This is a genomic window from Rhodobacter lacus, assembly GCF_042683065.1.
Lineage (GTDB): Bacteria > Pseudomonadota > Alphaproteobacteria > Rhodobacterales > Rhodobacteraceae > Rhodobacter > Rhodobacter lacus.
Map to the genome: position 1 here is coordinate 91,813 of NZ_JBHUIX010000019.1, position 15,092 is coordinate 106,904.

A 15,092-nucleotide genomic window follows, 5' to 3' on the forward strand; every position below is an offset into this window, starting at 1 on the left:
AGCTCAGTGCGCCGGGGCGAGGAAGCGGCTCGGATGCACGTCAAGGCTGTTGGCCTGCCAGCCCGCCAGCTTGTCGGAGACCAGCCCGCGATAGCTGTAGAACATCAGCGACATCACGCATTGATCCTCGATCACGCCTTTTTCCTCGGCTTTGGCGAGCGCCGCCATGCGCTTGGCGGCATCCGGCTCGACCGCGGCCTGTTGCATCAGCGCGTCATACTCGGCGTTCGAGTAGAGCGAATAGTTGTTCCCGGCCCCGGTGGTGCACAGCGACAGGAAGTTCTCCGGGTCTTTGTAATCGGCAAACCATGCCGCGCGGGCCACGTCAAAATCGCCCTTCTGCTCCAGATGCGCGTAATGGGCCGAGATGTCGAGATTGACCATCGTCACCGCGATCCCCATCGGCTTGAGCAGTTCCTGCAACGCAACGGCGGTATTGGCGTTGTTCTCGTTGGTGTTGAAGCGGATCTCCATGTGCAACGGGTTCGCCTCGGTGTAGCCGTGCTTTTCAAGGATGGCGCGGGCCTGATCCTCGCGGTCGATCTGGCTCAGTCCTGCCCAGTCGGGGGCCGCGACCTCATAGCCCGCGATCCCCGGCGGCACCAGCGTATAGGCGGGGATCATGGTGTTTTGCCAGATTTCCTCGGCCAGATAATCCCGGTCGATCGCCATCGAGATCGCCTTGCGGATCTCCAGATCGGACCACGGCGCCTTGTCGAGCTTGAAGCCGTAGTAATAGGTCGCGAGCGTCGGGCCGACCTTGACCTCATCGCCAAGCGCGGCCTGCAGCGCCGCGGTTTGCTGCGCGGGGAAGTCGAGCGTCATGTCCAGCTCGCCCGCCTCGAACCGGCGCACCGCCGCGGTGGCATCTTCGGTGGGGTAAAAATTGACGCGATCATAAGCGACATGCGCCGCATCATAGAATTTCGGGTTTTTCACCAGCGAGATGTGATCATTGGGCGTGAAGCTGTCGAGGGTATAGGCCCCGTTCGAGACCAGATTGCCCGGCTTGGTGAAATCGGCGCCATATTTCTCGACATTGGCGCGTTCGACCGGATAGGTCGCCTGATGCGTCAGCATCTCGAGAAAATAGGGGGTGGGCGCCTTCAGCGTGACTTCGAGCGTCGTGGCATCGAGAGCGCGCACACCAAGGTCGGCGGCGGGTTTCTCGCCTTTGGTGATCGCCTCGGCATTCAAGACCGGCGCCAGCATATAGGCATATTCCGCCGCGGTATCGGGGGAGACCACGCGCTGCCATGACCAGACGAAATCTTCGGCGGTCACGGGCGTGCCATCGGACCAGAGCGCGCCCTCGCGCAGCTTGAAGGTCCAGACCTTGCCATCGGCCGATACGCTCCAGCTTGCCGCCGCGCCCGGGATCAGGTTGGCCGCACCATCATGCATGGTCAGCCCCATGAACAGATCCCGCATCAGGTTGGCTTCGGGAATGGTCGAGTTCTTGTGCGGATCGAGCGTTTCGGGATCACCGTTGTTGCCGCGGTTGAGCACCGTTTCCGCCAGCGCGCCGGAGGCCATCAGGGCGATCAGCGAACCGGCGGTGAGCAGGGTCTTGAACGGAAAGGTCATGCGTTGGGTTCCTCTGTGGACAAGGGGGAGGGAGGGAGATTTGACCCGTCTTGGCGCGGGTCTTGGTCGGAAAGGGCGGTGCTGGCGCGCACCATCGCATCGGCGATGCCGGGTTCGGTGCCGGAATGCCCGGCATCGGGCACAAGCGTGAGCCGCGCCTCGGGCCAGACCCTGGCAAGCTCGAACGCGGTCTGGGCCGGGGTGATAAGATCGTAGCGGCCCTGAATGATATGGCAGGGCACGGCGCGCAGGGCCGCTGCGGCGCGGATCTGATCAAGCAGCCAGCCATCGGTCGGAAAAAAGCAACCGTTGGCAAAATAATGGCATTCGATCCGGGCAACGGCGTCGATCTGGGCGGGGTCGTCGGGCGTGCTCGGGCACGGGATCAGGCGCAGCGCCGCCTCCTCCCACCCGGCCCAGGCCTGTGCCGCCGCCCGCCGCACCGGGCCCGCCGGGCCGGTCAGCCGCCGGTGATAGGCGGCAATCATCGCGCCTTGCTCGGCCACCGGGATCGTGGCCCGGTAGCGGGCAAAGGCTTCGGGCAGGATCATGCCCGCGCCCTGCTGGTAAAACCAATCCACCTCGACCTGCCGCCCGGTAAAGATACCGCGCAGGATCATCCCGCTCACCCGCTCGGGGTGGGCGAGCCCATAGGCCAGCGCCAGTGTCGAGCCCCAGGAGCCACCAACGATCTGCCACCGCGCAATCCCCAGATGGAGGCGCAACGCCTCGATATCGGCCACAAGATCGGCTGTGGTATTCTCCTCCAGCGCGCCGAGCGGGGTCGATTGCCCTGCCCCGCGCTGATCGGCGAGCACGATGCGATACTGCGCCGGATCGTGGCTGCGGCGCAAAAAGGGCGCAATCCCCGCCCCCGGCCCGCCATGCAAGATCAAGACCGGCTGGCCCGCGGGATTGCCGCATTCCTCAAAATGGATCTCGTGCAGGTCAGACACGCGCAGCCGCCCGCAGCGGTGCGGGGTGATCTCGGGAAACAGCGGCCGCAGCACTGGGGTCATGCGCTCTCCCCGCAAAGTGCGTCAAAAAGATGCCGCCCGATGCGCGGAAAGGCGTCCGGCACGGTGCTTGCCAACCGCTCACCCTGCGTCATCAGCACGAAGATCACGGGCTTTTGCCCCGGCGCTTCAAGCCGGATCATGTCATGCTTGAACCACGAGGCCTTGGGATCACCGGTCCAGAGATTGTGCCCGGCCTTCGACCAGATCCGCACCCCGGCCGGCAGATGCCCGCCCAGATATTCCGAGAGCTGAAAATTCGGATTGGCGGCCTCGGGGTCGCGGGGGTCGCGCGCCAGAAGCGCCTGCGCGCGCAGATGGGCGGCGGGCGAAAGCGGCAAGGCCGCGCCAAAGATTGCCGCCATCAGCCGCGCCGTGGCGCACGGTGTCAACTGGTTGAGATAGCCCCCCTGGGTGGCGGCAAATTGCGCCTCTCGGCCATAGCGGATGTCGTCCATCAGTTTTTGCGTCAGATTGCAGCCCGCCATCTCCGGCCAGCCAAGCCGGTCAAACCAACGGTTCAACCCCTCGCGTGCCGCAATCCAGCGCGCCAGCGCCTCCTCCTCCAGAAGCGTGTCACCGGTGGTGCCTGTCAAAAGGTCGATCACGTAATTCGTCGCCGTGTTCGAGGACCACAGGATCATGTCCCGAAGCGCGCGCTCAAGTTCGGGATGCGGCGTGAGCGCCCCCTGCTCCAGCGCACCAAGCGCATGCACGAGATGGAAGCTTTTCACAAGAGAGCACGGATAGCAGCGCCAGTCGCCGCGATAGGCATAGCCGCTCAACCGGCCGCCGCCCTCCTCGCGCAGCGCAACAAGGCCATGGTTGTCCACCGTCAGCCCGTCTTGTGCAAACCGCGCAGGCAGCTCTGCCACCACCCGCGCCGCCCGCTGCGCCCAATCGTTGTCGGAGTCAAAGAACACCGAATCCGCTCCTGTCTCTATGCCGTCGGATCAGGCTAGATTGCCGCAGACAATCGCGATAATGAGAAATAATGGCCCTTTAATCGGATTACTGATAATGGATCTGGCAGAGATCGAGCTGTTCGGCACGCTGATGCGGGTCGGAACCACCATCGAGACAGCGCGCGTGCTCGGGCTCTCGCAACCTGCCGTCAGTGACCGGCTGAAGCGGCTGGAAAGCCGCCTTGGCTTTTTGCTGTTTCAACGCCGGGGCAACCGGCTTGAGCCCTCGGCGGAGGCGCTGGAGCTTTACGCCCAGACCGGGGCCGTGTTCGTGGCGCAAAAGGAGATCCGCGAGCGGATCGAGGAGATCCGCGGCAACCAGCAGCGCCCGGTGACGATCTCGGCCACGCCGGCGGTGGTCGAGGGCTATCTGGCGCCGCGCCTTGCGCGGGCGGGCTACCGCGACTGGGCGCGCGCGCTCAGGCTCTGGGTGGGCGAGCCCGAGCAGGACGTGAGCCGCGGCCGCGCCGATATCGGCATGCAACTGGCGGTGCCACCGCGGCCCGATCTGGCAGAGGAAACGCTGTGCAGCGTGGCGCTGATCGCGGTGATGCGCCCCGATCACCCGCTCGCCACCCGCCCGACGCTGGTGATCAGCGATTTTCGGGAGCGTCCGCTGGTCGGCTTTGACCCGGATTGGTCGCCGATGGGCGCGGTGATCCGGCGCGCGTTCCGCGCTCAGGGGCTGCCCTATCTGCTCGCCTGTCAGGTGCCTTACTGCTCGACCGTGTGCCACATGATCAGTGCGTGCGGCGGCATCGGGATTATTGATGCCATGACGGCGGACAGCCTGTTGACGACGGGTCTGATCACGCGCCCGATCGCGCAGGTGCCAACCCTGCCACTGCGCGCCTTTTACCGCCGGGACACGCCCTTGCGGGCGAGTGCGCAACAGCTTTTGCGGGCGCTGGCAAACTCCTGAGCACGCGGAGAGCATCGCGCCAAAAGCCCGAAACGCCCTGATCCGCCGGGCGTGGCAACCATCGAAAACGGCGTCAGCGCGCCGGCCCCGAGGTTTGTGGCGGCTCTTCTCGGGCTTTTTGCACAGCTCCTCTCGCCTCCGGGCTTTGTCCCGACCGCCCGGCCCCGGCGCAGATCAATGCCGAGGGGCATAGCCCGCGATGGCGCTTGAAGGCGGTGGCGAAGCTCTCGACCGAGACAAACCCCGCCACATGCGCCGCCTGCGCCACGCTCTCGCCCGCGCGCAAGGCGGCCTCCGCGCGCTCCAGCCGAAGCCTGCGGATCCGGTCCTTGGCCGAAGTGCCATGGGCGCGCTGAAACAGCCGTTGCATCGAGGACAGGCTCAGCCCCGCCTTTGCGGCAATCTCGGCCAAGGCGGGCACCGGGCCGGGCAAAAGCGCACTGTCCTCGATCCGGCGCAACCGCTCCATTTCGGGGGGGCGCAGCGCGCTTGCGCCCGCCAGAACATGCTCAAGCCAGCCCGCCACCAGCCCGAACACCAGCGCCTCGCGGCGCAAGGTGCAGGCGGCCCCCTGCCCCTCCAGCGCCAGGATCTCTTCTGCCATGGCGATTTCGGCGGCGCTGGCGGGCCAATCCTCGTGGCGGAAATCTCTCGCTTCCAGCACCATGTCCTGGCTCACCCCGCGTGCCGCCAGCCACTCCCAGCCGATGTCGATGCTGACCTTGCGCAGCGCCTCCCCGGCCCGCGCCCGGCGCCGGAACGGCGCGGCATGGCGCAGCGCGTAAAAGGCCATGCGCACCGGGGCGCCCTCCACCCGAGCGAGCCGCAGCGGCTGGCGGCCGATGAAGGCCTCGGCACGGCCCGCAAGGATCAGATGCACCACCACCGCCGGCGCGCGCAGGATCCGGGTTTCAAAATCGGTCGCCGCCGCCGCGTCGAGCGTGTGCAGATGCAGCCCCGATGGCAGGCGCCCCGCCTCCCGCACACCGCAAAGCGCCACCCGATCGGCGCGAATCGTGGCGCCGAACTCGCGGCCCGCGTGATGCGCCCCGGCGGCGATGTCTTGCAACAGGATCGGTTGGTTCATCGCGGCCCCAGTCTGACGGTTTTGGCAAGCATTTTGACAGTTCCCGCAAGCTCGCCCCGTGGCGAAGCCGGACCTGCGCAGGCAATATACTACTAAAATTATCAGATATAAAGAACGAGGAAACGCAATGCCCATGATCACGATCCGCCGAGCGCTCGCCATTGGCACGGCCCTTGTCGTGCCGGCGCTGGCCGGAGCGGCGCTGGCCGAGGAAATCACCACGCTCGAAGAGATCAACGTCGAGGGGGCGAGTTACGAGACCGAAGGCTCGAACAGCTACAAGAGCGGGCTGATTTCGGTGGGCGAGAAGGCGGCGATGACGCCGCGCGAAGTGCCGCAATCCACCTCGGTGGTGACGCGCAAGCAGATCGAGGACGGCGGTTACACCGCGCTGGAAACGGCGGTGCGGAACGTTCCGGGCCTGCTGGTGCTCTCGAATGACGTTGGTCGCTCGTCGCTGTTCTCGCGCGGGTTCGAGTTCGACTATCTCTATTACGACGGCCTGCCCGCGCCGGTCAGCTCGATCTATGGCACCCAGCCTGACCTGTCGATTGTCGATCACGTCGAGGTGCTCAAGGGCCCCTCGGGGCTGTTCATCGGCACCGGATCGCCGGCGGGCTCGGTGAACATGCGGCTCAAGCAGGCGAACCGGACCGAGCCGGGGGGATATGTGACCACCTCGCTCTCCTCGGTCGGGCAAAAGCGGATCGAGCTGGATTACGGCGGCGCGTTGAACCACTCGGGCAGCCTGCGCGGGCGGCTGGTGGCGGCCCATGCGCAAGGCGACGGCTTCGTGGACAAGCAAGAAAACGGCGTCGATCAGCTTTATGGCGCGCTGGCCTGGGACATCACGCCCAACACCACCGCCACCTTTTCGATCTCCAACATGCGGCGCGACATTTCCCCCTATAACGGCCTGCCCACTTATGCCGACGGGTCGTTGCTCTGGCTTGATGTCGAAACCACCACCGCCGCCGACTGGAACCGGTTCGACAATAACGTGACCGATGCGGTGGCGGCGATCGAACATCGCTTCGACAACGGCGCGCGCGTCAAGACGAGCCTGCGCCATTCGCATCAGACCGGCGATTTCCTTTATGCCTACAGCGGATCGGCGGCCGCCGCCGACAATACCGTGTCGCGGCTCACCTGGCTGGCGCGCGATTTCAGCCATGATACGCTCGCCTTCGATGCCCATGCCGAACTGCCCTTTGCAATTGGCGGATGGGAGGGGCTGGCGATTGTCGGCCTTGATGCGCAAAGCACCGATTCCTCGGTGCGCGCGGCCTCGGGCGCTTTCACCGGCTCATGGGATCTGGACGACTGGGACACTTCGGGGCTGGCCGAACCCACCGTGGTTTATGGCAATGCCGCCACCACCAAGACCGAGCAGCAGGGCGTTTATGCGCAGCTGCGGCTGAAACCGATCTCCACGCTGACGCTTTTGGGCGGGGCGCGGCTGAGCTGGGTCGACATCGACGCGGTCTCGGCCACAGGGGTCGCCTCGCAGGTGCGGGAAAACGGGCATCTGACGCCCTTCGCCGGGGTGACCTGGGACATCCGCCCCGACACCACGCTTTATGCAAGCTACACGGAGATCTTCCAGACCCAGACCGCGCTCGATGCTTCGGGCAAGGTGCTCGACCCGCTGGAGGGCAAACAGATCGAGCTGGGCGTCAAGACCGAGACCGCCGCGGGGCTCGGCCTGACGGCGGCGCTGTTCCAGCTTGATCAGGTCAACCGCGCGCAAACGGTGCCGGGGGAGACCTATTCGGTGGCCAATGGCGAGGTGCGGATACGGGGCTTCGAGATCGAGGCCGCGGGCGAGATCGGCAACAATCTGCATCTGGCGGCGGGCTACACGTATACCGACTCGGAATACCTCAACGGCACCGGCGCGGGGGGGGTGTTCTCCACCTACACCCCCTACCACATGCTGAAACTCTCGGCGGAATATGACGTCACCGAGGGGGCGCTGGCCGATTGGTCCTTCGGCGGGCAACTGGTGGCGATGTCGAGCTTTTCCTCAACCTCCGGGGGCACCACGATCCACGCGCCGGGCTATGGCGTCGTCAATCTGAGCGCCAAGCGCCGCCTCGACGACAACACCGATCTGCGCCTGACCGTCTCGAATGCCTTCGACAAGGACTATTACTCGCGCGTCGGCAGCGCCGCGGTGTTCAACTTCCGTGGCGAGCCGCGCAACGTGACGCTGGCGCTGACGCGGCGGTTCTGAGGGGGCGTCTGATGCGGCTCATGCTCGCGACTGCAATCGGCGTTGCGCTGCTGGGGACCCCCGGCACGGCCGCCGACCCGCAAGACCTCGGCCCGGCGGTGGTGCTGGAGCACTCCGCCCGGTTCGCGGTGGACGGGCCGAACGGGCCGCTGGTGGTGCAGGCGCACTGGCCCGCCGCCGCGCCCCCGCCCGAGGGCTATGGCATCATCTATGCGCTCGATGCGGGCTGGACCTTCGGCACGCTTTGCGACGCGCTCGCGCTGCAAGGCTCGGCGCAGGCGGCGGGTCCGGTGCGGCCCACGGTGGTGGTGGGGATCGGCTGGCCCGGCCCCGGCCTGATCGACATGGACCGGCGCGGCCCCGATCTGGTGGAAGCACCGGGGGCCGAGGCAATGGTCCGGGTGCTGAGCGACACCATCCTGCCCCGGATCGAGGCCGCGCTGCCCGTCGATCCGGCGCATCGGATGGTGCTGGGCCATTCCTATGGCGGCGCCTTTGCGCTGCGGGCAGGCTTTGCGCGGCCCGATCTGTTCAGCCATGTCGCGGCGGGCAGCCCCTCGCTCTGGACCGATCCGACAGGGCTTGGCGCACCGCCGCCGGGGGCCACCCGGCCCGAGGTGCTGATCTCGATCGGCGCGCTGGAGCGGCCCGAAGCCGCCCGTGCGGCAGGCGCGGCGCCCGCGCGCGTCGAACGCCTGCGCAGCCGCGACATGGCCGGGCGCGCCGAGACCCTGGCCCGCGAACTGGGAACGGAGCTGGTGGAATTTCCCGGCCTGAGCCATGGCGCCTCGGTCACGCCGTTTCTGGCGGCCGCGGTTGACTTTCTGTGGCGCTGATCTCACGCGCCTCTTGCGCGGCGCCTTCGGGGGCGGGCCCAAGCTGCCATGAAAGGCCGGTGAACCCCTCTCGAAACGCAAAGGTCACCAGATGGCTGTCCACCACGAAACGCGACTGGATCATCGCCTTAGCATCGGGGGCGGTGATGCGCACCACCAGAGCCTCCGGCTCGGCCCGCAGCAGCACCGGGCCTGAGGGCAGCTCTGCCCGGCCCTGCAGCTCATCCCATTCCGCCCGCACCTTGTGGGCGAAATGCTTGCACAGCTGGGCGATGTATTTTCCGGCATACGGGGTGGCAAAGCGGGCCGTGGTGACGAGCATGCAAAATCCTTACTTTTTTTCTAGGCTACCCACTGGCGATTGGCGCGGCAAGGGGATATGCCCTGAACCGCGCAGCCAGTTTCAGCCACGCCAAACCTGGAGAGATCCGATGAAACGCTTTGCGCTTGCGGCGGCGCTGATGCTGGCCGCCCCGCCTGTTCTGGCTGATCCCGTCACCATCGCCACCGCCCGCGGCGCCGTCACCCTGCCCGAGCGCCCCGCCGCGATCGCGGTCTATGATATTGCCGCGGCTGACACGCTCGCGGCGCTTGGCGTTCCCGTGGCGGGCCTGCCCGAGAAGCTTTATGTCGATTACCTTGCGCCCGGTTCTGCCGCGCCGATCGGCACGCTGTTCGAGCCCGATCTTGAGGCGCTGTCCGCGCTTGCGCCCGATCTGATCGTGGTGGGGGCGCGCTCCGCGACGCAATTTAACGCGGTGGCGCAGGTGGCGCCCACGCTCGACATGTCGATTTCGGCCGATGTCGTGGGCGATGCGAGGGCGCGGCTTGCGGCCTATGGCACACTCTTTGGCAAGGAGGCCGAGGCCCAGGCGCTGGCCGCCGCGCTGGAGGCCCGTATCGCCGCGGTGCAGGCGGCAGCCAAGGGCAAGGGCGATGCGCTGATCGTGCTGACGAACGGGCCGAAGATGTCCGCCTATGGCCGCGGCTCGCGCTTTGGCTGGATCCATGACACGGTTGGCCTGCCCGAAGCCTGGCCGGCGCTCAAACCCGAGGTGCATGGCGATGCGATCTCGTTCGAGTTCATCGCCGAGGTCGATCCCGACTGGCTGATCGTGGTGGATCGGGGGGCGGCGACCGGGGCGGAGGGGCCTTCGGCTGCCGAGACCCTGAACACGCCGCTGGTGGCGGGGACCAAAGCCGCAAAGGCCGGTCATGTGGTGATGCTGAACGCCGCCGATCTCTACATCGCGGGCGGTGGCTATCAGGCATTGATGGCCAATCTGGCCGAACTTCTGGCCGCGCTGCAAGGCTGAGGGGCGATGTCGCGCCCGCTGGTTCTGGCGCTCGCGGGTCTGGCGCTGCTGGCCGTTGCGAGCCTGTTCGTCGGCGCCGCCAGTCTTGACGGGCGGGCGGGGCTGCTGTTGTCGGTCTCGCGCATCCCGCGCACGGCGGCGGCGATCCTGACCGGGGCGGCGCTGGCCGTGGCGGGCGTGGTGATGCAGCAGATCGTGCGCAATCGCTTTGTCGAGCCGGCCACCACCGGCACGCCCGAGGCGGCGGCGGCGGGGCTTCTGGCGGTGACCCTTGCCGCCCCCGCCGCACCGATCTGGGCCAAGATGGCTCTGGCCGCCGTCTCGGCGCTGGCGGGGGCGGTGCTGTTCGCGGCGCTGATCCGCCGCCTGCCCGCGCGCGAGGTCTATCTGGTGCCGCTCGCCGGGCTGATCCTCTCGGGCGTGCTCGGCGCAGGCGTCACCTTTGTCGGCTGGGAAACCGATCTTTTGCCCTATGTCTCGGTCTGGCTGATGTCGGGAGAGTTTTCCGGCGTCGTGGCCGGGCGCTATGAGCTTTTGTGGTTTGCGGGCGCGGCGGTGGTGCTGGCATGGGCGGCGGCTGACCGTTTCGCGATCCTTGGCCTTGGGCCCGAGGCGACCACCGCGCTCGGTCTGAACCCGCGTGCGGTGCTGCGCCTTGGTCTGGCGGTGGTGGCCCTTGTCACCGCGATGGTGGTGGTGACGGTGGGCATGTTTCCCTTTGTCGGGCTGATCGTGCCCAATCTGGTCACCCGCGTGATGGGCGACAATCTGCGCGCCGCTTTGCCCGTTGTGGCGCTCTCGGGCGCGGGGCTTGTGCTCGCGTGCGATCTTTTGGGGCGGATCGTCATTCACCCCTACGAGATCCCCGCCGGGACCATTCTGGGGGTGGTCGGCGCGCTCGCCTTTCTGTGGCTTCTGTGGCGGGGCGATCGCGATGGGCGCTAGGCTTTGGCTGCCACTCTCGGCGCTTTTGGCGCTCGTCATCGCGCTCTGGCTGTTTCAGGGCCTGTCGGGCAATACGGCCTTTGTGCTCACCTTGCGGGCAAAAAAGCTGGCGGCGCTCGCGCTGGTGGCGGCGTCGGTCGCCATCGCCACCGTGCTGTTTCAGACCGTGGCGCAAAACCGCATTCTGACCCCTTCGATCATGGGCTTCGACGCGCTTTATGGTCTGGTGCAAAGCTTGGCACTGGCCACGCTTGGCATCTCTGGCTTTGCTGCCCTGCCCGCCGGGCCGAAATTCCTGATCGAGACGGCGCTGATGGCGGGGCTTGCGGCGGCGCTGTTTGGCATGCTGCTGGGGCGCGCGCGCGGCGCCGACATTGGCCGCACGATCCTGAGCGGGGTGATCCTTGGCATCCTGTTTCGGGCCGGATCGGTGCTGGTGATGCGGATGCTCGACCCCAATGCCAATGCGGTGGTGCAATCGGTGAGTTTCGCGAATTTCTCCCGCCCTTCGGTCGAGACGCTGAGCCATGCCGCGGGCCTTGCCGTTCCGGCAATGGCGCTGGCGTTCTGGCTGGGGCCAAGGCTCGATGTGCTGGCGCTGGGGCGCGAGCGGGCGCTGTCGCTTGGCCTGCCGCATCGGCGGCTCGTGGTGCTCACGCTCGGGCTGGTCGCGGTGCTGACCGCAACGGCAACCGCGCTGGTGGGGCCGATCGCCTTTTTCGGGCTGATCGTGGCGGGGCTCGCGCAAAGCCTTGCACCGGGGGCGCGCCATCGGCGGCTTCTGGCGCTGGCGGCGGCGCTCGCGCTGGTCGGGCTTGTCGGCGGGCAATGGGCCTTTGAGCGGGTTCTGGGGCTGAAGGCCACACTCAGCGTGGTGCTGGAATGCGGCGGCGGGCTTTTGTTCCTGATATTGCTGATGCGGGGGAAGATCCGATGATCGAGGTGACGGGCCTTTCCTTCACCGTGGGGAATACGCCGATCCTGGCACCGACGACGCTGACCCTGCCCGCGGGCCGGATCACCGCGCTGATCGGGCCGAACGGGGCGGGAAAATCGACGCTGTCGCGGCTGATCGCGCGGATCGAGACACCGCGCCCCGGCGCCGTGCGGGTGAACGGGCGCGACGTCGCCACGACGCCGGGCGGGCAGCTGGCGCGGGAGATGGCGTTTTTGGGCCAGCACACCGGGCTCGCCTCGCGGCTGCGGGTGCGCGAGCTTGTGGCCTTCGGGCGCTGGCCGCATTGCCATGGTCGCCCGGGGCCCGCCGATCACGCCGCGATCGCCCGGGCCCTGGCCGATTTCGAGCTGGAACCGCTGGCGCATCGGTTTCTCGACACGCTGTCGGGCGGACAGGCGCAGCGCGCGCATCTGGCAATGGCAGCGGCGCAGGAAACGCCCTGGCTGATCCTTGACGAGCCGCTCAACAATCTCGACCTTGCGCATGCGCGGGGGCTGATGGCGCATCTGGCGCGGCTGCGCGATGCGGGCGGCTCGGTGCTGATCGTGCTGCACGATCTGAACTTTGCCGCCGCCTGGGCCGATCATGTGGTGGCGATGAAGGCGGGCGCCGTGGTGGCCGAGGGGCCGCCCGAAACGGTGCTGACCGCGCCGCGCCTCTCTGCGCTTTACGACACCGAAATCGCTGTGGCCTCCCATGCGGGCCGGCCGCTGGTGCTGCATCACTTGCCGTAGCGGCCAAGCCGCGCGATGTGACCCGGCAAGCCGCCGCGCGCGCGCTCCATTTGCGCCGGCACCTGCGGAGAGGCGGCACGGGCCTCCTTTCAGGCAACGCCCGGTTTGCGCTTGCGCTCCCGCCTCATGATGCCCCCCGAAACGTGGCTGGAGCCCCGGCGGCGGTATACCCCGCCTCCCGATCCGGTTTGCTCAACGCGCCAAGACAGGCGCCATCTGGCCCGAATGCGCACCGGGCCGGTCAAGCGCACGAAGCTCTTGGCAAGATTGACGGCAGGGGATTGGAGCGGGTGAAGGGAATCGAACCCTCGTCATCAGCTTGGGAAGATAACAACTACCTTTTGGAATCAATGCCTTGCGAGCCACTTCGGGGGGTCTTCGGGAAAGGGCATCAGGGGCGGCGTTGCGGCGCTTTCTTTTCTCTGTCTCTTTGCAAAGGCATAGCTCTAATTGGCGAGACCTTATCCCAGTGTTGCCCTGATATCGGCCATGGAGATGAACACCCTGTTCGGGTTCCTCCATCGCGGGAATGGCGGCGGCGGGCCAAGGTCACGCGGTTTTCTGACCCCGCATTTTTCGCTGTGCCGCGGGTACCATTTCGACCGCGTAGTCTTCCAAAGCTGCGCGCATGTCCGCGTTGAGCACATGCGCATAGCGCATCGTCGTCGTAATGTCTGAATGCCCGAGCAGGCGGCTGACCAGCTTCAAGTTGCCAGTCTGACGCAGCAGTCGCGTTGCAAAAGTATGGCGCAGGTCGTGAAAGCGAAAGTCCTCGATTTCGGCGGCGATGGCGGCATCCCGAAAGAGCTCCATGATGCCACCGCCCTGCGTGATCCTGTGCCGAGGAAGGCTCTTCTTCCGGTGATTGAGATAGGTCAGCACAAATCGCGCATGTGGAAGGCTGTCCGCCCGAGGGAGGTCTTTCAGAAAGTCCCGCAACTCGGAATTGACGGGAAAGTTCCGATGACGTCCACCCTTTTGAACGACGCGAATGCTGGCGGTGCCGAAGTCGACGGCAGACCACTGCATATTGCACAGTTCGGAAAGCCGCAAACCGGTGGCCAACGCCATCGAGACCAGAGGATGCAAGTCGGGGCGAAGCTTTTCAAAGAGTCGTTGTTGCTCATCGCGCGTCAATTCCCGAACGCGCTCTTCAGCCTCCTCGATTTGCATTGCGGCCAGATCGATCGCAGGGATCTCGGCGTGGTGGATGCGTGCCATGTGGCGCATCGCGCGTCCCAGAAGCTGCAGTTCCCGATTGACCGTCGCATTCGCACACTTGGTGCGGCGGAACGAGACATATCGCTGAATTTCGGCCGCGGTGAGTTTTGGCAAAGTGAGTTGCGGATCGAGCCCGCGAAGCAGCGCTGTCGCCTGCGAGCGCGCTGTTCGGGCCGAAGGTTGATGTGCGGCGACATCATTATAATAGGTTCCGAGCGCCTGTGAGAGCGTGAAGACGCTCGGCGCTGGTTTTTTGGTCGACAGTCTCTTGCGCGCCTCAACCCGGGCCGCCGCCTCTACTGCCTTGGCCTCCTCGTAGTTTTCGGTTTCACAACTTCCATGAAATCGACAACCCCGAATTTGGAAATCATAGTGCCAGTAGCGCGTGTTCTTGGGGCGAAATGGCATGTGCTTTCTCCTATATAGGATTCGAGGTCGACCCGGCGATATCTAATTGTGCCGGCGCCCAGAACGACATATTTGAGTCCCGTGCTTCGCAGCCGCCGCAGGCTGCGTTCCGAGATGGCGAGGAAATTTGCTGCTTGTGAGGACGTCATCAAAAATGGTTTGATAGCGTTGCCTCTTGACGCTGCACCCAAACCACCCTCGATACGCGAAAGAGTGGAGGCCGCACCCACATCCATTTCCACTTCTGAAAATTGCGGACTAGCTTGTGTCATATGCCATTGTAGTTCTTCGGCTTTTCGTTCCTTCCATTCCGTTTTTGTTGTCGCGCGATCTTCATTTTGTTCATCCGGCGGAACGCACGGCACGGAAATCACGCTGGCCTGTTGCGCATCCGCCCCTGCCCCATTGCTGACATGGCCTTTTCGTTCCCGCGCCATCGTCCGAGTTTCTCCGTTCTCGCGAGTGAAAAATAATTCGCGGCGTCAAGGTTTTTTCGGGGAGGAAGGAGTTTTGTTTCCGACTTCTTGCCCTTGAATGTAATCGAGAAACGGATAAGCGATAATGCCTGATTCGATTTTGAGTTGGTCAAGGGTGTGGATAACCTCATCCGCAAAAGTTCACATCCATTAAGCGCCTGAAATGATGGGGCAATATTGCTTTGCGAGAGCTGCCCTTGAGTAATAGTTTTCGCGCATTTCTCTGGTTTGCGAAAAATAATTTCGCATATCGGCGTTGACGCGTCGCGTGAGGCAGCTGAAAATATTCGTTGCGTGCGGTCATATTCCATTACCCCCCCGAAAAATTCGGAAACGCGATCACCTCGGCGCCGACATTGGGCGCATCCTCATATTCAGTCCCCTC

At 65.5% G+C, this 15,092-nt stretch carries 14 protein-coding genes; 7 read left to right on the top strand and 7 right to left on the bottom strand.

All coding sequences use genetic code 11. The features are described 5' to 3' along the window. Positions 1–3: 3 nt before the first annotated feature. The 3 genes from ACFSM0_RS16980 to ACFSM0_RS16990 are packed head-to-tail and all read right to left on the bottom strand — an operon-like array spanning position 4 to position 3,526. Positions 4–1,587, bottom strand: coding sequence for a peptide ABC transporter substrate-binding protein (locus ACFSM0_RS16980; protein ID WP_377393295.1), 1,584 nt, complete (start codon positions 1,585–1,587; stop codon positions 4–6). Further along, on the bottom strand, positions 1,584–2,606 hold the full coding sequence (gene pip / locus ACFSM0_RS16985; RefSeq protein WP_377393298.1) for a prolyl aminopeptidase: 1,023 nt from the start codon (positions 2,604–2,606) through the stop codon (positions 1,584–1,586). Before pip ends, ACFSM0_RS16980 begins: the two co-directional genes overlap by 4 nt. Then, on the bottom strand, positions 2,603–3,526 hold the full coding sequence (locus ACFSM0_RS16990) for a serine hydrolase (protein WP_377393301.1): 924 nt from the start codon (positions 3,524–3,526) through the stop codon (positions 2,603–2,605). The genes pip and ACFSM0_RS16990 overlap by 4 nt, the downstream gene beginning before the upstream one ends. Positions 3,527–3,623: 97 nt before the next feature. On the opposite strand from ACFSM0_RS16990, the gene ACFSM0_RS16995 reads away from it, so the two are divergent. After that, positions 3,624–4,490 carry a LysR family transcriptional regulator gene (locus ACFSM0_RS16995; protein WP_377393304.1) on the top strand — a complete coding sequence of 289 codons (867 nt, stop codon included), beginning with the start codon at positions 3,624–3,626 and terminating at the stop codon, positions 4,488–4,490. 73 nt (positions 4,491–4,563) lie between these two features. Here the strand turns inward: ACFSM0_RS16995 and ACFSM0_RS17000 are convergent, their stop codons facing one another. Then, entirely contained in the window at positions 4,564–5,577 is a 1,014-nt protein-coding gene (locus ACFSM0_RS17000; RefSeq protein WP_377393307.1) for a helix-turn-helix transcriptional regulator, read from the bottom strand. 127 nt (positions 5,578–5,704) lie between these two features. Here ACFSM0_RS17000 and ACFSM0_RS17005 point away from each other — a divergent pair, with 127 nt between their 5' ends. Then, on the top strand, positions 5,705–7,813 hold the full coding sequence (locus tag ACFSM0_RS17005; RefSeq protein ID WP_377393310.1) for a TonB-dependent siderophore receptor: 2,109 nt from the start codon (positions 5,705–5,707) through the stop codon (positions 7,811–7,813). A gap of 11 nt (positions 7,814–7,824) precedes the next feature. After that, the gene (locus ACFSM0_RS17010; protein WP_377393313.1) at positions 7,825–8,649 is read left to right on the top strand and encodes an alpha/beta hydrolase; all 825 of its coding nucleotides are present in this window, start codon (positions 7,825–7,827) and stop codon (positions 8,647–8,649) included. Here the strand turns inward: ACFSM0_RS17010 and ACFSM0_RS17015 are convergent. After that, positions 8,606–8,971, bottom strand: coding sequence for a DUF2218 domain-containing protein (locus ACFSM0_RS17015; RefSeq protein WP_377393316.1), 366 nt, complete (start codon positions 8,969–8,971; stop codon positions 8,606–8,608). The two genes, ACFSM0_RS17010 and ACFSM0_RS17015, sit on opposite strands and share 44 nt — an antisense overlap. A 109-nt stretch (positions 8,972–9,080) precedes the next feature. Between ACFSM0_RS17015 and ACFSM0_RS17020 the strand changes: the two genes are divergently transcribed. From ACFSM0_RS17020 to ACFSM0_RS17035, 4 genes are read left to right on the top strand one after another with little or no spacing between them, the layout of a single operon-like run. Further along, positions 9,081–9,965, top strand: coding sequence for a siderophore ABC transporter substrate-binding protein (locus ACFSM0_RS17020; protein WP_377393319.1), 885 nt, complete (start codon positions 9,081–9,083; stop codon positions 9,963–9,965). A 6-nt stretch (positions 9,966–9,971) separates the two neighbouring features. Further along, positions 9,972–10,910, top strand: a complete 939-nt coding sequence (locus tag ACFSM0_RS17025) for an ABC transporter permease (RefSeq protein ID WP_377393322.1) — start codon at positions 9,972–9,974, stop codon at positions 10,908–10,910. Further along, complete coding sequence (locus ACFSM0_RS17030) at positions 10,900–11,847, top strand: iron chelate uptake ABC transporter family permease subunit (RefSeq protein WP_377393325.1); 948 nt, start codon at positions 10,900–10,902, stop codon at positions 11,845–11,847. Before ACFSM0_RS17025 ends, ACFSM0_RS17030 begins: the two co-directional genes overlap by 11 nt. Continuing rightward, the gene (locus ACFSM0_RS17035; protein ID WP_377393328.1) at positions 11,844–12,602 is read left to right on the top strand and encodes an iron ABC transporter ATP-binding protein; all 759 of its coding nucleotides are present in this window, start codon (positions 11,844–11,846) and stop codon (positions 12,600–12,602) included. The genes ACFSM0_RS17030 and ACFSM0_RS17035 overlap by 4 nt, the downstream gene beginning before the upstream one ends. A gap of 549 nt (positions 12,603–13,151) precedes the next feature. On the opposite strand, the gene ACFSM0_RS17040 is transcribed toward ACFSM0_RS17035, so the two are convergent. After that, positions 13,152–14,231: a tyrosine-type recombinase/integrase gene (locus tag ACFSM0_RS17040; protein WP_377393331.1), complete on the bottom strand. Its 1,080-nt coding sequence runs from the start codon at positions 14,229–14,231 to the stop codon at positions 13,152–13,154. A gap of 370 nt (positions 14,232–14,601) precedes the next feature. Continuing rightward, positions 14,602–15,018 (bottom strand): hypothetical protein, encoded by a 417-nt coding sequence (locus ACFSM0_RS17050; RefSeq protein WP_377393340.1) that lies wholly within the window; start codon positions 15,016–15,018, stop codon positions 14,602–14,604. Between the last annotated feature and the right edge of the window lie 74 nt (positions 15,019–15,092).